The sequence below is a fragment of the Streptomyces sp. NPDC033845 genome (assembly GCF_055576225.1).
The window spans coordinates 79,538-99,811 of sequence record NZ_JBVIRI010000023.1 but is presented as its reverse complement, the minus strand read 5'-3'; the positions used below and the strand labels follow the sequence as shown (position 1 = coordinate 99,811).

Annotated in this window: 5 protein-coding genes; 1 reads left to right on the top strand and 4 read right to left on the bottom strand. The window is 72.2% G+C overall.

Annotated elements, in window-relative coordinates:
* The first annotated feature begins 204 nt into the window (after window positions 1-204).
* Window positions 205-891, top strand: coding sequence for a TetR/AcrR family transcriptional regulator (locus ACZ50K_RS32365; protein WP_468909757.1), 687 nt, complete (start codon window positions 205-207; stop codon window positions 889-891).
* A gap of 192 nt (window positions 892-1,083) precedes the next feature.
* On the opposite strand, the gene ACZ50K_RS32360 is transcribed toward ACZ50K_RS32365, so the two are convergent.
* The 4 genes from ACZ50K_RS32360 to ACZ50K_RS32345 form a co-directional block, all read right to left on the bottom strand.
* The gene (locus tag ACZ50K_RS32360; RefSeq protein ID WP_468909755.1) at window positions 1,084-2,265 is read right to left on the bottom strand and encodes a cytochrome P450; all 1,182 of its coding nucleotides are present in this window, start codon (window positions 2,263-2,265) and stop codon (window positions 1,084-1,086) included.
* A gap of 82 nt (window positions 2,266-2,347) precedes the next feature.
* Entirely contained in the window at window positions 2,348-3,541 is a 1,194-nt protein-coding gene (locus ACZ50K_RS32355) for a cytochrome P450 (protein ID WP_468909752.1), read from the bottom strand.
* A gap of 47 nt (window positions 3,542-3,588) precedes the next feature.
* A complete protein-coding gene (locus tag ACZ50K_RS32350; RefSeq protein WP_468909749.1) occupies window positions 3,589-3,807 on the bottom strand; it encodes an MbtH family protein in 219 nt (72 codons plus the stop codon).
* Window positions 3,804-20,207: an amino acid adenylation domain-containing protein gene (locus tag ACZ50K_RS32345; RefSeq protein WP_468909747.1), complete on the bottom strand. Its 16,404-nt coding sequence runs from the start codon at window positions 20,205-20,207 to the stop codon at window positions 3,804-3,806. The genes ACZ50K_RS32350 and ACZ50K_RS32345 overlap by 4 nt, the downstream gene beginning before the upstream one ends.
* Window positions 20,208-20,274 lie beyond the last annotated feature (67 nt).

Here is a 20,274-nt window from a genome sequence, read left to right as displayed (position 1 = left end):
AATGGACAGGTCCACCCCGTCCAGGACCTTGTGCTCCCCGTATGCCTTGCGCAGACCGGTAGCCGTGATGGCCGTCATGACAATCCTCCTCTGAACGGGCCGACTTGTACACCGTTCAAGTGTGACGATAGGGGTGACTTGCACGCCGTGCAAGTCCGTTCTTGAACTTTGTGCAATCCGAAATCCTGATCTATCGTGGGCCGCATGCCGCGTGACACGTTGACCCGCGAACAGATCGTTCGGGCTGCTATCGAGCTACTGGATGCCGAGGGCCTCGAAGGGCTGAACATGCGCAGCCTGGGCAAGCGGCTCGGCTCCGCCGCCACCGCGGTCTATTGGCACGTGAAGAACAAGGACAATCTCGTCATCCTCGCCGGGGACGAGGTCTGGAACGAGATCGAACTACCCGACCTGGACGCCGTGGACTGGCGTACCGCGGCCGCCTCGATGGCCAACGACCTCTACGCGATGATCTCCCGGCATCCGTGGCTGGTGATGGCCTTCGCCTCCCAGCCGCTCTACGGCCCCAACAAGGCCCGCCACGACGACCACAGCCTCGGGGTCTACGAGAAGGCCGGCTTCACCGGCGCGGAGGCCGACCAGGCCACGGCCGCGGTCTTCATGTTCGTCCTGGGCAGCACGCTCGGCATGTCGGCCTCGGTCTCGGTGAACAGAAGGCTGAGTCAGGGGGGCGGGAACGCCCAGGCCCTCATCGAGGAGGCCATGGCCCAGGCGACCGAGATCGCCTCGCGGTTCCCGCGGCTGCGCGCCCGTATCGGCGCCTATGCCGGCACCGACTACGCCGCAGCTCCGGAGAAAAGCTTCGAGTTCGGCCTCCAGTCCGTCCTGGACGGTCTGGAGGAGCGGCTCTCGACCCGTCTGCATCGCTGACTCCCCTGCTGTGGCCGGGCTTCCGGTGGATTCCGGTTCCCGTTCCCTCGTTCTGAACACCACGTTAGGGGGCGGGCATATCGGACCGTTATCGGCGGGCTATCCGGTCGTTCCGGAAAGCCGGAAATCCCCGCCGGCACACGGCCGACGGGGAATCCTCACGGGCGGAAAGCGGAAGGAACGGGAAAGCCGTCAGACGGAACGGACCGCCAGGGAGCGGACCCCGGTGAACTCGGGCGAGCCGAAGAAGGTCGGGGACTCCACCCGGAGGTCCGGATAGCGGTCCAGCAGCAGGTTGAAGGTGATCCGGGTCTCCACCCGGGCCATGGCCGCGCCGATGCAGTAGTGCGAGCCCCGGCCGTACCCCACGTGCTGGTTGGGCGCCCGGGTCACGTCGAAGACGTCCGGGTCCCGGAACTGGCGCGGGTCGCGGTTGGCGGCGCCCAGCTGGAGGGCGACCAGCTGGTTCTTGGGGATCTTCACCCCGCCGAGCTCCACGTCCGCCTCGGTGGCCCGGTAGGAGACCGTGGCCGGGGTGAAGTAGCGCATGACCTCCTCGAACATGCCGGGGACCAGGGACCGGTCGGCCCGCACCTTGGCCGCCTGCTCCGGGAAGGTCTCCAGGCAGAGCATGGTGTTGCCGATCAGGATCGGGCTGGTGAGGTGGCCGGCGCCGAGTACGGCCACCGCGAAGTTGATGATCTCGTCGTGCGCCATCGGGGTGCCGTCGAGGTACTCGAACTCGACCATCAGGCTGAGCAGGTCCTGCTTCGGTTCCTTGCGGCGCTCGTCGATGATGTCGCTGAGGAAGTCGCGGAGCGGCAGCAGCGGGTTGAGCAGCGAGTCGAAGTACTCCTCGCCGCCCGCGCCCACGGTGCTCATCTCCACCGGGGTGTCCATCGTCTGGTCCACGGCCTTGAACATGTGGCGGTCCTCGGGCGGGGTGCCCAGCAGCTCGCTGAAGAGGATCCCCGAGAGGTCGTCGATGAAGTCGCCGAGCAGGTCGAAGCGGTCCCGGCCGGCCAGTCTGTCGAGGAGCTGCCCGCCGAGCCGGGTGATGCGCAGTTCCAGGTCGTCCATGGCCTTGGGGCTGAAGGCCTTGCCGACCTGCCGGCGCATGTGGATGTGCTCCGGGCCGTTCATCTGGGCCATGTCGCCCTTGATGAGCTTGGCCTGCTCCTCGTCGATGTCGAACAGTCTGGTCGAGTCGGCCGAGTACGAAGCGGAGTCGTTGAGGACCGCCAGGACCTCCGGGTAGCCGGTGACCTGCCAGACCCCGAGGGCCTCGTCGAACACCACCTTCTCTTCCGGCAGCTGTCCCCGCAGCCAGTACTTCTCCGGGCCGAAACCCCACCGGTCGGCGAACTCGGTCATTCGAATTTCCCTTTGCTAGAGGTTGCTTGAGTCCATGCCGAGGGGGTGCCCGGCGGATTCCGCCGGGCACCCCCGGGGCGGCCTACCGGTAGAGGACGTTGAAGGAGCGGACGCCCAGCATGTCGGTGGACGGGAAGAAGGTGACCGGGTTGTCCGGGTCGCTGGCGAACTTCGGGAAGCGGTCCAGGATCGAGTTGATCGCGATCTTCCCCTCCAGCCGCGCCAGCCGGGTGCCCAGGCAGTAGTGCACCCCGTAGCCGAAGGAGATGCTCGCGTTGGGGGTGCGGGCCGGGTCGAACACGTTCGGGCGGTCGAACTTCTTCGGGTCGCGGTTGGCGGCGCTCACCCACGGGAGGATCATCTGCTCGGCCGGGATGGTGACCCCGCCGATCTCGACCTCGCGGGTGGTCACCCGGGACAGGGTGGCGGCCGGCGGGAGCAGCCGCAGCGCCTCCTCGATGGCACCCGGGACCAGCGAGCGGTCCTGGCGGACCCGCTCGAAGACCTCCGGCTCGGTGTCCAGGCAGGCCATCGTGTTGCCGACCATCATGGTGCTGGTGATGTGACCGGTGATCAGCAGCACGTTGGCGATGTTGACGACCTCGTTGTCGGTGAGGGTCTCGCCGTCCTGCTCGGCCTGGATCAGATAGGTCAGCAGATCCTCGCGGGGCTGCTTGCGGCGCTGGGCCACCTGGTCGGCCATGTAGTCGAGCATCGGCTTCAGCCGGGCCTCGGCCGCGTGGATCTGGTCCTCGATGCCGTCACCGCCGGCCACGAAGTCCAGGCCGGCCATGTTCTCGATGATGTCGAAGGCGACGCCCTTGAACAGGTCCCGGTCGCTGAGCGGGACGCCCAGCATCTCGGCGATCACGATGACGGGCAGCGGGTAGGCGAGGTCCGCCACCAGCTCGAAGCTGCCCTTGTCGTGGACCTCGTCGATCAGCTCGTCGGTGATCTTCTGGATGCGGTCCTCAAGGCCGTTGATCACACGTGGGGTGAAGGCGTGGCCGATCAGCTTCCGGTACTTGTTCTGCTCGGGTGGGTCCATCTGCGAGATGTCCCCCTCCTGGAACTTCGGGTCGACCTGCACCGCCGCGTACTTGGCGGTGGCCGCGGAGAACGTCTCGTGGTCCGCGAGGATCTGCTCGACCTCGTCGTACCCGTAGGCGCACCACGCGCCGATCTCCTCGTCGAACTCGACGGCCCCGGCCGGGCGGACGCCGCGCAGCCACTGACGGGTGGGGTGGACGTTCCACCGCTCGATGACCTCAGACACTGATGCTTCCTCTTCCTCTCTGGATTCCGGGAGTTGCCGAGATCGCGCTACTGGGAGACGGCCATGGCGTCCTGCAGGCTCTTGGGCCGCAGGTCCGTCCACCGGTCCTCGACGTAGCCGAGGGCCTCCGCACGGCCCGCCGGGCCGAAGACGGAGCGCCAGCCGGCCGGGACCTCGGCGAAGGCGGGCCACAGCGAGTGCTGGTCCTCGCCGTTCACGACGACGTGGAAGCGGCCGCTCTCATCGTCGAACGGGTTGCTACTCATACCTGAACTCCATTTCCATCCGACTGCTTTACGGAAACTTCTCGGCCGACGATCCGGCAAATCTCGGCAGCGGGTTCCGGAAGCACCATTTCGTGGTGGGTGGTCTCGATGTCGAACTGCTTGACGGTGCCCGTGATGAACGGCTTCCACAGGTCGCCGAACCGTGCCTCCGGGTTGGGCACGGCATTGAAGAAGAGCGCGTCCCCGTGGAACACCGGGGAATCGAATCCCGGGATCAGCGAGGTGTGGTTGAGGATGACCCGCACCGCGTTGTCCAGGAAGGACTCGTACTCCTCCGAGCCGGCCTGGCCGGTGAGCTGCTCCTGGAAGTACTCCCGGAGCGCCCCCGCGGTGGGGGTGGCCTGGGTGACCAGGTAGGTGCTGGGCACGCTGTCCAGCATGGCCAGGACGGCCACCTCGTGCCCGAGCCGCTGGAGTTCGGCGGCGATCGCCTGGGCGAACGTGCCGCCGATGGAATAGCCGGCCAGGTGGAAGGGGCCTTCCGGCTGGATCCGGAGGATCTCCCCGACATAGTCGAGGATCATCTCGTCGATCGAACCCGGGAGTTCGGTCCGGCCGTCGAATCCCTTGGCCTGGATTCCATGGATGGTCTGGTATTCCGGAAGGCGTCCGGCGAATCCCAGATAGGGCCAGCATATTCCGCCGCCCGGGTGGACGAACCAGAGCGTGGAACCGTCCGACCCCTCTCCGCCCTTGATGGAGAGGACCGGGCCGAAGGGGTCCCCGGTGCCGCCGGACGAGCCCTCGGCCTCCAGATAGCCGGCCAGGTCGGCCACCGTCGGGGAGTCGAACACCGCCCGCAGCGGCAGGTTGACGCCCAGCACCACCCGGATCCGGGAGATCAGCTTGGAGGCCAGCAGCGAGTGGCCGCCGCGGACGAAGAAGCTGTCGTCGATGGTGACCGAGTCCAGCTTCAGCACCTCGGCGAACAGACCGCAGAGGATCTCCTCGCGCGGGGTGCGCGGGGCGCGGCCGGCCGACTCCCCGGCGTAGTCCGGGGCGGGCAGGGCCCGCTTGTCCAGCTTTCCGCTCAGGGTCAGCGGCACCGCGTCGATGACCACCAGGGCGGCGGGCACCATGTGCTCCGGCAGCCGGTCCCGGAGCAGCGCCCGGACCTCGGCGAGCAGCGGTTCGGCCGCGACCGGGGTGCCCGCGGCTCCGCCGTCGGACTCCCCGGCGGCCGGCACCAGGTAGCCGACCAGCCGGCGGTCCCCGCGCTTGTCGTCCACGACGACCACGGCCCGGTCCACACCGGGGTGGGCGGTCAGGGCGGCCTCGATCTCGCCGAGCTCGATGCGGAACCCGCGGATCTTGACCTGGTCGTCTGCGCGGCCGTGGAAGACCAGTTCCCCGGTCTCCGTCCAGGCCACCACGTCACCGGTCCGGTACATCCGCTCGCCGGGCCGGCCGAACGGGCAGGCCACGAACCGTTCGGCGGTCACCGTCGGCTTGCCGAGGTAGCCGCGGGCCAGGCCGGGGCCGGCGATGTACAGCTCGCCGGGCACGCCCACCGGGACCGGCGCCAGCGCGGCGTCCAGCACGTACACCCGGGTGTTGTGGATGGGGGTGCCGATCGGGAAGACCTTCTCCCCGGCGGCCATCGGGGCGCCCATGGTGGCGCACACGGTGGTCTCGGTCGGACCGTAGACGTTCATCATCCGGCGGCCCGGGGCCCAGGCGGCGACCAGTTCGGGGGCCGGCGACTCGCCGCCGACCAGCAGGGAGACCACGCTGGTCAGCGAGTCGGTGGGGAGGGCGGCCAGCATCGCCGGGGGCAGCATCATGTGGGTGACCCGGTGCCGGTCGACGGTGTCGGCCAGCGGCAGGCCGGGGGCCAGCTCCGCCTTGTCGGCGACCACCAGGGCCGCTCCGGAGAGCAGCACGGTGAACATCTCGCAGACCGACACGTCGAAGCTGGGCGAGACCAGCTGGAGCATCCGGCTGTCGGCGGTGACGGCCATCCGCTCGGTGTGGGCGGCGACCAGCGAGGCGATGCCCCGGTGGGTGACCACGGTGCCCTTGGGGCGGCCGGTGGAGCCCGAGGTGTAGATGACGTACGCGGCGCTGTCGAGGGTCTGGTGGCGCCGGACCGGGGCCGGCCGGGCGGCCGCGGCGACGGCGGGCCCGTCCACCCTCAGGGTGGGCAGGCCGTGCTCCGCGAGGGCCCCTTCGAGAGCGGCCTCCGCGGCCTCGTCGACCACGGCGAGCCGGGCCCCGGAGTCCTGGATCATGTAGGCGATCCGCTCGGCCGGGTAGGTGTGGTCCACCGGCAGATAGGTGCCGCCGGCCTTGGAGACCCCGAGCAGGGCGGTGACCAGGTCCGGGGAGCGGAGGGTGGCCACGGCCACCACGGTCTCCGGTCCGGCGCCCGCCGCGCGCAGGGCGCCGGCCAGCCGGTCGGCCCGCTCGTCGAGCTCCCGGTAGGTGATCCGCTCCTCCTCGAAGAGGACGGCGACGGCGTCCGGGGTGCGGGCGGCCTGCCGTTCGAAGAGGTCGGCGACGGTGCCGTCGGCGGTCACCGAGGCGGTGCCGTTGAACCCGGCGAGCAGTCGCTCCCGTTCGGCGGGCGGGACGGTGTCGAGCGCGCCGAGGGGCACGTCGGGGTCGGCGGCCAGCTGGTTGAGCACCCGGGCGAAGCGGGCCGCGATGCCTTCGGCGGCGGCCGTCCCGAACAGGTCCTCCTGGTACTCCATGACCACGTGCAGGGAGTCGTCGGCGGCGGCCGCGATGCCCAGCGGGTAGTGGGTGCCGTTGCCGGTGCTGACCCCGGTGATCGCGATCCCGCCGTTGGCGGAGGTGTCGGCGAGGCCGTCCCGGTCCATCGGGAAGGACTCGAAGACCACCACGGTGTCGAAGAGGGTGCCCAGTCCGGTGGAGCGGGTGATCTCGGTGAGGCCGACGTGGTGGTGGTCCATCAGCGGGCCCTGACGGTCCTGGAGGCCGGTGAGGACCTGGCGCAGGGTGTGCCAGGGGGACAGTTCGGCGCGCACCGGGAGGGTGTTGATGAACAGGCCGACCATGGACTCCACGCCGGGCACGGCCGGCGGGCGGCCGGAGACGGTGGTGCCGAACACCACGTCCTGGCGGCCGGTGAGGCCGCCCAGCACGACCGCCCAGGTGCCCTGGACCAGGGTGTTCAGGGTGACGCCGAGGTCGGCGGCGCTGCGCACCAGCTCGCGGGCGGTCTCGGAGGACAGCGGGATCTCGATCTGGCCGACCCGTTCCGGGTCGACCTCGGAGCCGGCGCCGGGGGCGATGAGGGTGGGCTCCTCCACCCCGGCGAGCTCGGTGGCCCAGGCCCGGCCGGACTCCGCGGCGTCCTGCTCGGTCATCCAGGCGAGGAAGTCGCGGTACTTGCGGGCCCTGGGCAGGACGGCGGTGTCGCCGGCGGAGCCGTAGAGCCGCAGCAGCTCCTGCATCAGCACGCTCAGCGACCAGCCGTCGAGGAGGGCGTGGTGCGAGGTGAGGACCAGCTCGGCCTCCTCGGCGCCGGTGAGCGCCAGGGAGAGACGGAGCAGCGGCGGGCGGGTGGGGTCGAAGCGGGCGGCCTGGTCGGCGGCGAGGAACCGCTCCAGGGCCTCGGCCCGCTGGGCGGCCGCGAGGTCGCGGAGGTCGGTGAACTCCCAGGGGAGTGCGACCTCCTCGACGACCAGGGCGACCTGGTTGCCGGCGGCGTCGGAGACGAAGGCGGTGCGCAGGTTGGCGTACCGGTCGAGGAGGGCCTGGCCGGCGGCCCGCATCCGGGCCGGGTCGACCGGTCCGGACAGGTCGTAGACCACCTGGACGTGGTAGGCGTCGTAGGTGGAGTCGGCCATCAGGGACTCGAAGAGCAGGCCGGACTGGAGCGGGGTGAGCGGCCATACGTCGGTGAGGGACGGGTGGCGGCGCTCCCAGGCCTCCAGTTCGCTCTGCCGGACGGAGACGAGGGGGACGTCGGAGGGGGTGAGGCCGCCGGCGCCCGGCTGGGCGGCGTGCCGGGCCAGGCCTTCCAGGGCGGTCCGCCAGAGGGCTGCGAGTTCCTCGACCTCGGTGCGGGAGAGGACTCCGGCGGGGAATCCGAAGCGGACGCCGAGCTGGGGGCCCTCGGGGGTGTCGGTGACGGCCGCGTTGATCTCCAGGGTGGACATCACGGGCATGTCGGCGTCGGGGACGGCGATCAGCTCGGTGCTGCCGGGGGCAAGGGTCCAGCCCAGGCCGCGGAGCTCCTCGGGCATGTCGGTGGTGGAGAACCGGCCGAGGTAGTTGAAGGCGATCTGGCCGGTGCCGTGGTCGCGGAGCTGCTCGGCGGTGTCCTCGTTGAGGTAGCGGAGCAGGCTGTAGCCGAGGCCCTTGTCGGGGATGCGGAGCAGCTGTTCCTTGACGGCCTTGAGGACCCGGCCGGTGGCGGGGCCGCCGGCGAGGGCCTCGGCCAGGGTGTCGGGGTCGGCGATGCCGGTGTCGAGGCGGACCGGGAACATGCTGGTGAACCAGCCGATGGTGCGGGAGAGGTCGGCGCCGGGGACGGCGCCCTCCTCGCGGCCGTGGCCCTCCAGCTTGACGAGCAGCGAGGACTCCTCGATGCCGCGGCCGCGGCGCCACTGGGCGACGGCCAGCGCCAGGGCGCTGAGCAGTCCGTCGTTGACCCCGCCGCGGAAGGCGGCCGGGACCTCGGTCAGCAGGGCTTCGGTGACATGGCCGGGGACCTTGAGCCAGACGTGCTCGACGGTGGAGACCACGTCGACGGCGGGGTCGATGTCGCGGGAGCCGAGCAGCGGGTCCGGCCCTTCGACCTGGGACTTCCACAGGGCGAGTTCGGCGGTGCGGGAGGGGCTGGCGGCCTCGTCGGTGAGGGCCTTGGTCCAGCGGCGCACCGAGGTGCCGACGGCGGGGAGTTCGGGGGTGCGGCCCTCGCGGACGGCGCCCCAGGCCTCGGCGAGGTCGGGGAGCAGGATGCGCCAGGACACCCCGTCCACGACCAGGTGGTGGAGGATCACCAGGAGGCGGCCGGCGCCGGTGCCCGCGTCGAACCAGACGAACCGGGCCATGGTCCCGGCGGCCGGGTCGAGCAGGCCGGTGGCGGTGTCGAGTTCGGCGGTGGCGCGGGCCAGCCAGGCCTCGTCCCAGGCGCCGTCCCAGGCGATGCGGTGGATCAGGGCGGACACGTCGACGGTGCCGGGGGCGGCGACCTCCAGTCCGCCGTCCACCAGGGTGGAGCGGAGCAGGTCGTGCCGGTCCCAGACGGCGGCCAGGGTGGCGGTCAGTCCGGCCTCGTCGATGCCGGCCGGCAGGTCGGCGACCGTGGACATGGTGAACCGGTCGAATCCGCCGCCGAGTTCCATCAGATAGCGGGCCACCGGCAGCAGCGGCATGAAGCCGGTGCCGCCGCCCTCCAGTTCCTCCAGGACCACGGCCGCACCGATCCGGTCGGCCGCGATCAGGGCCAGCTCGGCCACGGTGCGGGACTGGAAGACCTCGCGGGGGCTGACCTCGACCCCGCGGGCCCGGGAGCGGGAGACCACCTGGATGGAGCGGATGCTGTCCCCGCCGATGGCGAAGAAGTCGTCGTCCACCCCGACCCGGTCCACCCCGAGGACCTCGGCGAACACGGCGGCCAGCACGGTCTCCGTCTCGTTGGACGGACCCCGGTAGGCCTCCCCCTTGAAGACGGGGTCGGGCAGGGCGTTGCGGTCGAGCTTGCCGTTGGGGGTCAGCGGCAGCCGGTCCAGGACCACGAAGGCGGACGGGACCATGTACTCGGGCAGCCGGGCGGAGACGAACTTGCGGAGCTCCGGCACCGTGACTCCGGCGGTCAGGTCCATGCTGTTCTTCTTGGCCGGGGCGTCCTCGTCGGCGCCTCGGGCCGGGACCACGTAGCCGACGAGCTGCTTGGCGTCGCCCTTGGCGGTGCGGACCAGGACGGCGGCCTGCTCGACCCCGGGGTGGGCGCCGAGCGCGGCCTCGATCTCCCCGGGCTCGATCCGCAGGCCGCGGATCTTGACCTGGGAGTCGCCGCGGCCGACGTACTCCAGCTCCCCGTCGGCGTTCCAGCGGGCCAGGTCCCCGGTGCGGTACATGCGGGAGCCGGCCGGGCCGAACGGGTCGGCGACGAACCGCTCCGCGGTGAGCGCGGGGTTGCCCCGGTAGCCGCGGCCCACGGTGGCGCCTGCGACGTAGAGCTCGCCGGGGACCCCCGGCGGGACGGGGGCCAGGCCGTCGCCCAGGACGTAGGCGCGGACGCCCGCCAGGGGTGCGCCGATGGGGGCGCCGGCGGTGCCCTCCCGGGGCCGGTCGGCGGGCAGGGCGTGGGTGGTGGCGTAGAAGGACTCGGTCTGGCCGTAGCCGTTGACCACGCGGACCCCGGGGAAGGCCTCCCGGGCGCGGTCGACCAGGGAGGCCGGGAGGGCCTCGCCGGCGAACACCAGCGTCTGGACCTCGGTGCGGCCGGCGATCTGGTCGACGAGTTCGGCGAAGACGGAGGGCACGGAGCTGATGACCCCGCCGGACCAGCTGTCGCGCTCGCCGAGCTCCAGGACGTCGCGGACCACCTCGACGCTGCCGCCGGAGGTGAGCGCGGTGAAGATCTCGAAGACGGAGACGTCGAAGTTGACGGAGGTGCCGGCCAGGATGCGGGCGTCCGGACCGGTGCCCAGGGCGGCGGCCAGGCCCGGCAGGGCGCTGGTCACGTTGCCGTGGGTCACCGCGACGCCCTTGGGGACGCCGGTGGATCCGGAGGTGTACATCACGTACGCCAGGTTGTCGGGGTGCGGGGCGCCGGCCACAGCGGCCGGGCCGGACCCTGTCAGGTCGCCTGTCAGGTCGAGTTCGGTGAGGAACAGGCGCGGTGCCGGGTGCTCGGGCAGGACCCGGGCGGCCTCCTCGTCGAGGAGGAGCAGTTCGGGGGCGGCCTGGTCGAGCATCAGGGAGAGCCGGGCGCTGGGGAAGCGCGGGTCGATGGGCAGGTAGGCGGCGCCGGACTTGAGGATGCCGAGCATGGCGGCGACCAGGTCCGCGGACCGGGAGAGGGCCAGGCCCACCACGGACTCGGTGCGGATCCCGCGGTCCCGCAGGGCGCGGGCGATCCGGGCGGCCCGCAGGTCCAGCTCCCGGTAGCTGAGGGTCTGCTCGCCGAAGACCACGGCGGTGGCGTCGGGGGTTTCCGCGGCCCGCTGCTCGAACAGTGCGGTGAGGGTGGCCGGCGCGGTGGGGGCGGCGGGCAGGGCGGGGGCGGAGTAGCCGGCGAGGAGTTCGGCCTCGCCGTCCACCAGGACGTCCACCGAGGCGATCCGGCGGGCCGGGTCGGTGACCAGCTGGCGGACCACGGCGGTGAAGCGGTCGGCGAGCTTGACGATGGTGGAGCGGTCGAACAGGTCCTTGGCGTACTCCAGGTAGCCGATGACTCCGACGCCGGGGATGTCCCCCATGTTGAAGAAGAGGTCGAACTTCGCCGTCTCGGTGAAGGAGGGCTCCCAGGTGACGGCCAGGCCGCGCATCGCGAAGTCCTCCCGGGTGATGTTCTGCCACGCGAACATCACCTGGAACAGCGGGTGGTAGGCGGTGGAGCGCTCCGGGTTGAGGATCTCCACCAGCCGCTCGAAGGGGGCTTCCTGGTTGTCGTAGGCGGTGAGGGCCTTGCCGCGGACCTGCTGGAGGACCTCCTCGAAGGAGGGGTTGCCGGACAGGTCGGCGCGCAGCACCCAGGTGTTGACGAAGAAGCCGACGAGGTCGGCGAGTTCGGCGTCGGTGCGGTTGGCGATCGGCGAGCCCATGGTGATGTCGTCGCCGCTGCCGAGCCGGCCGAGGAGGACCGACAGGGCGGACTGCAGGACCATGGAGGCGGTCGCGGAGTGGGTGCGGGCGAGTTCCTCGACGGCGGCCGACAGCTCCGGGTCGAGGCCGAACTCGACGACCTCGCCGCGGTGGCTGGGGGACGGCGGGCGGGGCCGGTCGGTGGGCAGCGGGAGCGGCTGCGGGACTCCGGCGAGCTCCTCCCGCCAGTAGCCGGCCTGGGCGCTGAGCAGGCTGTCCGGGTCCTCGGCCTCGCCGAGGAGCTCGCGCTGCCACAGCGTGTAGTCCACGTACTGGACGGGGAGTTCGGGCCAGTCGGGGGCGTGGCCGTCCAGCCGGGCGGCGTAGGCGGCGCCCAGGTCGCGGGCGAGCGGGGCCATCGACTCGCCGTCCACGGCAATGTGGTGGATGACCAGGACCAGCCGGTGCTCCTCGGCCCCGGAGCGCACCAGGGCGGCCCGGACGGGGATCTGGGTGGCCATGTCGAAGGGGTCCTCCAGGACCTCGGCGACGGCCTCGGCGACCCCGGTGGGGCGGACGTCGACCAGCGGGATGTCCAGGGACACCTCGGCGGTGGGCACCACCCGCTGGTGGGGGTGGCCGTCGGCGTCCTCGGCCATCAGGGTGCGCAGGGTCTCGTGCCGGGCGACGAGGTCGCGTACGGCGGCCCGCAGGGCCTCCGGGTTGAGCACGCCGGCCAGCCGCAGCACGAAGGAGTGGTTGTAGGTGGCGGAGGGGCCTTCGAAGCGGTCCACGAACCACAGCCGGCGCTGGGCGTAGGAGAGCGGGATCCGTTCGGGGCGGGACTCGGCCCGGCGCAGCGGCGGGCGGGCGGGGCCGCCGGCGGTGAGGTGGCGGCCGAGTTCGGCGACGGTGGGGGCGTCGAACACCAGCCGGACGCGGACCTCGGCGCCGAGCACGGCGCGGATCCGGTTGACCAGGCGGGTGGCGAGCAGCGAGTGGCCGTTGCGGGCGAAGAAGTCGTCGTCGATGCCGATCCGGTCGACGCCGAGGACCTCGGCGAACAGCCGGCACAGGACCTCCTCGTCGTGGTTGCGGGGGGCCCGGTAGGCGACTCCGGTAAACTCCGGTTCGGGCAGCGCGGCCCGGTCCACCTTGCCGTTGGGCAGCAGCGGGAACCGGTCGAGGGTGACGAACGCGGAGGGCACCAGGTGGTCGGGGAGCCGGGCGGAGGTGTATCCGCGCAGGTCCTCGGGGGCTTCGGTGCCGGCCGGGACCAGATAGGCGGCGAGGTACTTCGAGGGGGTGGCGCCGGGCTTGACCTGGCTCTCGCGGGCCACCACGAGGGCCTGGCCGACCAGGGGGTGGTCGGTGAGGACCGCCTCGACCTCGGCCGGTTCCACCCGGACTCCACGGATCTTGACCTGGCCGTCGCCGCGGCCCACGTACTCCAGGGTGCCGTCGGCGGTCCGGCGGGCCAGGTCCCCGGTGCGGTACATGCGGGAGCCGGCCGGGCCGTACGGGTCGGGGACGAAGCGTTCGGCGGTGAGGGCGGACCGGCCGCGGTAGCCGCGGCCCAGGGAGGCGCCCGCGACGTAGAGCTCTCCCGTGACGCCCGGCGGGACCGGGGTCAGGCCGGCGCCCAGGACGTACGCGCGGACGTTGCCCAGGGGGGTGCCGATCGGGGCGGCGGCGCCGCCGGTCCAGTCCTCCTCTGCGCCGAGCGAGAAGGCGGTGGCGTAGAAGGACTCGGTCTGGCCGTAGCCGTTGACCACGCGGACCCCGGGGAACGCCGCGCGGGCGCGGGCCACCAGGGCGGCGGGCAGGCCCTCGCCGGCGAAGACCAGGGCGCGGGGGCTGATCCGGCCGGGGAGGTCGTCGAGGAGTTCGGCGAACGCGGAGGGCACCGAGCTGATGACGTCGGCGGCCCACTCCTCGCGTTCGGCGAGGGCGAGGACGTCGCGGACCAGTTCCACGCTGCCGCCGGAGCTCAGCGCGGTGAAGATCTCGAACACCGACACGTCGAAGTTGACGGAGGCGCCGGCGAGGATCCGGGGGGCGGGTCCGGTGCCGAGGGCGTCGAGCAGCCCGGGCAGGGCGTTGGCGATGTTCCGGTGGGTGACGGCCACGCCCTTGGGGGTGCCGGTGGAGCCGGAGGTGTACATCACGTACGCCAGGTTGTCCGGGTGCGGTGCGGTGACGGCGGTCCCGGACTCCCCCGCGAGGTCGTCGAGGTCCGCGAGGTCGGCGAGGTCGGCGAGGTGCAGTCGGGGGATGCCGGTGGGCGGCAGGACCCCTTCGGCGGCCGGCTCGGTGAGGATCACCGAGGGCGCGGCGTCGGCCAGGATGAACTCCAGTCGGCGGCTGGGGTATTCGGGGTCGACGGGGACGTACCCGGCGCCGGACTTCAGGACCCCGAGCAGGGCGGCGACCAGGTCGGGGGTGCGGGGCAGGGCCACGGCGACCACCGCTTCGGCGCCCACTCCGCGGCCGGCCAGGGCGCGGGCGATGCGGTCGGAGCGCTCGTCGAGTTCCCGGTAGGTCAGCGTCCGGCCCTCGTGGACCACGGCGGGCGCGTCGGGGGTGGCCGCCGCGCGGGCGGCGAACAGCGCGGGGACGGTGGTGTCGGGGACCGGGACGGTGGTGTCGCCGAAGCCGTGCAGGATCTGCTCCCGCTCGGCGGGGGCGAGCACGTCCACCGCGCCGACCGGCATGTGCGGGGTGGCGACGAGCTGGGCGAGGACCCGTTCGAAGCGTTCCGCGAGGGTGTCGACGGCGGCCCGGTCCAGGACGCCCCGCTGGTACTGGAGGGACAGCTGGAGGTTGGGGTCGGCGTCGGCCATGACGGTCAGCGGGTAGTGGGTGCCGCTGAAGGGGGTGATGCCGGTGATGGCCACCCCGGAGGAGGCGTTGGCCTCGCTGAGGCCGACATGGTCCACCGGGTAGGACTCGAAGACCACGATGGTGTCGAAGAGGGTGCTGGTGCCGGCGGCCCGGTAGATCTCGGTGAGCCCGTAGTGGTGGTGGTCCAGGAGTGCGCCCTGCCGGTTCTGGAGGGCGTGCAGCAGTTCGGCGAAGGTGTCGCCGGGGGCGGCGGGCACCCGGACCGGCAGTGTGTTGATGAACAGGCCGACCATGGACTCCACGTCCGGGACGGCCGGCGGGCGGCCGGAGACGGTGGCGCCGAAGACCACGTCGGGGCGGCCGGTGAGCTGGCCCAGCAGGACCGCCCAGGCGCCCTGGACCAGGGTGTTCAGGGTGACGCCGAGGTCGGCGGCGGTGGCGGACAGGCCGAGGGAGAGCTCGGCGGACAGCGGGACCTCGACATGGCCGACGTCGTCGGTGCGGGTGTCGGCGCCCTTGTCGGGGACCAGCAGGGTGGGCTCGTCGAACCCGTCGAGCTCCTGGGACCAGGCGCGGGCGGCCGCGTCGGCGTCCTGCTCGGCCAGCCAGGACAGGAACTCGCGGAAGCCGCGGACCCGGGGCAGGCCGGAGGGGTCGCCGGCCGAACCGTACAGGCGCAGCAGGTCCTGCATCAGCCAGGGCACCGACCAGCCGTCGAACAGCACGTGGTGGGCGGTGAAGACCAGAGCGGAGCGGTCCGGGCCGCGGCTGACCAGGGTGATCCGGAGCAGCGGCGGGGCGACCGGGTCGAAGCGGGTGTTGCGGTCCTCGGCCAGGAACTCCTGGAACGCGGACTCGTCCCGGCCGGTCATGTCGAGGTGCCGCCAGGGCAGTTCGACCTCGTCGAGGACCAGCTGGACCAGGTCGCCGGCGTCGTCGGAGACGAAGGCGGTGCGCAGGTTGGCGTACCGGTCGAGGAGGGCCTGTCCGGCGGCCCGCATCCGGGCCGGGTCGACCGGTCCGGACAGGTGGTAGGCGAACTGCATCTGGTAGGCGTCGTAGGTGGCGTCCGAGAGCATGGACTCGAAGAGGAGTCCGTTCTGCAGCGGGGTGAGCGGCCAGACGTCGGCGAGCGAGGGGTAGCGGGCCTCCCAGCGCTCCAGTTCGTGCTGGCGGACGGCGACCAGCGGGACGTCGGAGGGGGTGAGGCCGCCGGCGTCGGGGCGGGCCGTGTGCCGGACCACGCCTTCCAGGGCGGTCTGCCAGAGCTCGGCGAGCTCCTCGACCGCGGTGCGGTCCAGGATGCCGGTGGGGAAGCCGAAGCGGGCGGTGAGCTGCCCGGACTCGGTGACCAGGGCGTTGATCTCCAGGGTGGACATCACGGGCATGTCGGCGTCGGGGACGGCGATCAGCTCGTTGGTGCCGGGGGCCTGGGTCCAGCCGAGGGCGCGGAGCTCCTCGGAGACGGCGGAGTTGAAGACGCCGAGGTAGTTGAAGGCGATCTGGCCGGTGGGGTGCGCGGCGAGTTCGGCGGCGGTGTCCTCGTTGAGGTAGCGGAGCAGGCCGTAGCCGAGGCCCTTGTCGGGGATGCGGAGCAGCTGTTCCTTGACGGCCTTGAGGACCCGGCCGGTGGCGGGGCCGCCGGCGAGGGCCTCGGCCAGGGTGTCGGGGTCGGCGATGCCGGTGTCGAGGCGGACCGGGAACATGCTGGTGAACCAGCCGATGGTGCGGGTCAGGTCGGCGCCGGGGACGGCGCCCTCCTCGCGGCCGTGGCCCTCCAGCTTGACGAGCAGCGAGGACTCCTCGATGCCGCGGCCGCGGCGCCACTGGGCGACGGCCAGCGCCAGGGCGCTGAGCAGTCCGTCGTTGACCCCGCCGCGGAAGGCGGCCGGGACCTCGGCGATCAGGGCGGAGGTGACGCTGGCGGGGAGCTTGACCCAGACGTAGTCGACGGTGGAGATGACGTCGACGGCGGGGTCCACGTCGCGGGAGCCGAGCAGCGGGTCCGGCCCTTCGACCTGGGACTTCCACAGGGCGAGTTCGGCGGTGCGGGAGGGGCTGGCGGCCTCGTCGGTGAGGGCCTTGGTCCAGCGGCGCACCGAGGTGCCGACGGCGGGGAGTTCGGGGGTGCGGCCCTCGCGGACGGCGCCCCAGGCCTCGGCGAGGTCGGGGAGCAGGATGCGCCAGGACACCCCGTCCACGACCAGGTGGTGGAGGCTGATGAGGAGGCGGCCGGCGCCCTGTCCGGCGTCGAACCAGACGAACTGGGCCATCACCCCGGTGTGCGGGTCGAGGCGGCCGGTGGCGGCGTCGAGTTCGGCGGTGGCGCGCTCGTACCAGGCCTCGTCCCAGTCGCCGTGCCATTCCACCCGGGTGAGCAGCGGTTCCGGGTCGAGGGTGCCGGGGGCGGCGACCTCCAGTCCGCCGTCCACCAGGGTGGAGCGGAGCAGGTCGTGCCGGTCCCAGACGGCGGCCAGGGTGGCGGTCAGTCCGGCCTCGTCGATGCCGGCCGGCAGGTCGGCGACCGTGGACATGGTGAACCGGTCGAATCCGCCGCCGAGTTCCATCAGATAGCGGGCCACCGGCAGCAGCGGCATGAAGCCGGTGCCGCCGCCCTCCAGTTCCTCCAGGACCACGGCCGCACCGATCCGGTCGGCCGCGATCAGGGCCAGCTCGGCCACGGTGCGGGACTGGAAGACCTCGCGGGGGCTGACCTCGACCCCGCGGGCCCGGGAGCGGGAGACCACCTGGATGGAACGGATGCTGTCCCCGCCGATGGCGAAGAAGTCGTCGTCCACCCCGACCCGGTCCACGCCCAGGACCTCGGCGAACACGGCGGCCAGCACGGTCTCCGTCTCGTTGGACGGACCCCGGTAGGCCTCCCCCTTGAAGACCGGCGCGGGCAGGGCGTTGCGGTCGAGCTTGCCGTTGGGGGCGAGCGGCAGCCGGTCCAGGACCACGAAGGCGGACGGGACCATGTACTCGGGCAGCCGGGCGGAGACGAACTTGCGGAGCTCGGCCATGGAGACGCCGGCGGTGAGGTCCACGTGCAGGTCGCCGATGCTGTCGACGGCCGTGCCCTCGCCGGTGCCGGCGAGGACGCCGACCGGGACCACGTAGCCGACGAGCTGCTTGGCGCCGCCGCGCTCGTGGACGGTGACCACGGCCTGGGAGACGCCGGGGTGCGCGGTCAGCGCGGCCTCGATCTCGCCGGGCTCGATCCGCAGGCCGCGGATCTTGACCTGGGAGTCGCCCCGGCCGGCGTACTCCAGCCGGCCGTCGGCGTTCCAGCGGGCCAGGTCCCCGGTGCGGTACATGCGGGAGCCGGCCGGGCCGAACGGGTCGGCGACGAACCGCTCCGCGGTGAGCGCGGGGCGGTCGTGGTAGCCGCGGCCGACCACGCCGGAGACATAGAGCTCGCCCACCACACCGGGCGGGACGGGGGTCAGGCCGGCGCCCAGGACGTAGGCGCGCATGTTGCCGAGCGGGTCGCCGATGGGCACGCTGCCGGCCGGGTCCCAGTCGTCGGAGCCGTCCACCGTGAAGGTGCCGGCGTAGAAGGACTCGGTCTGGCCGTAGCTGTTGACCACCCTGACCCCGGGGAAGGCCTCCCGGGCGCGGGCGATCAGCGAGGCGGGGAGGGCCTCGCCGGCGAACACCAGCGTCTCCACCTCGGTGCGGCCGGCGATCTGGTCGAGGACCTCGGCGAAGACGGAGGGCACGGAGCTGATGACGCTGCCGGACCAGCTGTCGCGCTCGGCGAGCTCCAGGACGTCGCGGACCACCTCGACGCTGCCGCCGGAGGTGAGCGCGGTGATGATCTCGAAGACGGAGACGTCGAAGTTGATGGAGGTGCTGGCCAGCATCCGGGAACCGGGGCCGAAGCCGACGACGGCCGCCAGCCGCATCACCCCGTTGACCACCCCGTGGTGGGTGATCGCCACGCCCTTGGGGGTGCCGGTGGAGCCCGAGGTGTACATCACGTACGCCAGGTTCTGCGGGTCCAGCGGGACGGTGGCCCGGGAGCCGTCGCCGCCGTCGCCGCCGTCCAGGGACAGGTCCTCCAGGAGCAGTACGGGCGCCTGGTGCTCGGGCAGTCCGGTGACGGTGGCGGAGTCGGTGAGCAGCAGCACCGGGGCGGCCTGGGACAGCACCTGGCTGAGCCGGCGGCTGGGGAAACGCGGGTCGACCGGCAGGTAGGCGGCACCGGACTTCATGATGCCGAGCATGGCGACGACCAGGTCGGCGGAGCGCGGCAGCGCCAGCCCGACCAGGGTCTCCGGGCGCACCCCGCGCTCCAGGAGGCCGCGGGCCAGCCGGTTCGCGCGCTCGTCCAGCTCGCGATAGGTGAGGGTGTCCGTGCCGAAGACCACGGCGACCGCGTCCGGGTCCATGGCGGCCTGCGCCTCGAACAGCTCGGGGACGGTGACCTTGGGGGTGGAGGCGGCGGTGTCGGCGAACCGGGCCAGCCGCTCGCGTTCGCCGGGCAGCAGCACGTCGGCGGCGGAGACCGGGGCGGCCGGGTCGGCGAGGACCTGGCGGAGGACGGCCAGCAGCCGGGCGCCGATGTTCTCCACGGTGGAGCGGTCGAACAGGTCGGTGGCGTACTCCAGGACGCAGCGCATGCTGTCGTCCGCGGAGTCCACGGCGAAGTTGAACTCCAGGTCGAACTTGGCGGTGTGGGTGGGGACGGCCTCCAGCGCGCCGGTCACCCCCGGCAGGTCCAGGACCAGGCGGTCGTTGCTCTGCCAGGTGAACATGACCTGGAACAGCGGGTTGTAGGCGGTGGAGCGCTCCGGGTTGAGGACCTCCACCAGCCGCTCGAAGGGGGCGTCCTGGTTGTCGTAGGCGGCGAGGGCCTTGTCCCGGACCCGCTCCAGGACCTCGTCGAAGGAGGGGGCGCCGGACAGGTCGGTGCGCAGCACCCAGGTGTTGACGAAGAAGCCGACCAGGTCGAGGAGGGCCTCGTCCACCCGGCCGGCGATGGTGGCGCCGAGCGGGATGTCCTCGCCGGCGCCCAGGTGGTGGAGCAGGACGGCGAGGGCGGCCTGCATCACCATCGGGGTGCTCGCGCCGTGCTTGGCGGCCAGCGCCTCGGCGGCGGCGACCAGCTCGGCGCCGACGGGGAAGTCGACCATGTCGCCGCGGTGGCTGATCATCGCGGGGCGGGGCCGGTCCAGGGGCAGCCGCAGCTGCTCGGGGGCGCCGGCCAGTTCCTCCCGCCAGTAGGCCAGCTGGGCGGATATGACGCTGTCGGGGTCGCTCTCGGCGCCGAGCATCTCGCGCTGCCAGAGGGTGTACTCCCCGTACTGGACCGGGAGTTCCTCCCAGTGGGGGGTGTCTCCGTGCACCCGGGCGGTGTAGGCCTCGGCCAGGTCGCGGGAGAGCGGCAGCATCGACTCGCCGTCGGCCGCGATGTGGTGGATGACCAGGACGAGGACGTGCTCGTCGGCGGAGGCCCGGACCAGGCGGGCCCGGACCGGGATCTCGGCGGCGAGGTCGAAGTGGTGGACGGTCTCCTCGGCGATCACCGCGTCCAGCTCGCCGGGCCCGGCGAGGACCAGCGGGACCTCCAGGTCCAGCCGGTCGGCCGGGACCACCTGCTGGGCCGGCACACCGTCCTCGTCGACGACGAAGACGGTGCGCAGGCTTTCGTGCCGGATGACCACGTCACGCAGGGCGGCGGAAAGCGCGTCCTGATCGAGCGTTCCGTTCAGACGCAGCAGGAACGGAACGTTGTAGGTCGCCGACGGCCCCTCGAACCGGTCGATGAACCACAGGCGCCGCTGGGCGAAGGACAAGGGGATCATTTAGCGTCTACTCCTCGATCAGTCGTCCTGCGCAGACGTGGCATGGGGGCAGCAGGACACCACTAGT

Coding starts and splice junctions, on each gene's coding strand:
- ACZ50K_RS32365 (WP_468909757.1), top strand. CDS start 205: ATGCCGCGTGACACGTTGACCCGCGAACAGATCGTTCGGGCTGCTATC.
- ACZ50K_RS32360 (WP_468909755.1), bottom strand. CDS start 2,265: ATGACCGAGTTCGCCGACCGGTGGGGTTTCGGCCCGGAGAAGTACTGG.
- ACZ50K_RS32350 (WP_468909749.1), bottom strand. CDS start 3,807: ATGAGTAGCAACCCGTTCGACGATGAGAGCGGCCGCTTCCACGTCGTC.
- ACZ50K_RS32345 (WP_468909747.1), bottom strand. CDS start 20,207: ATGATCCCCTTGTCCTTCGCCCAGCGGCGCCTGTGGTTCATCGACCGG.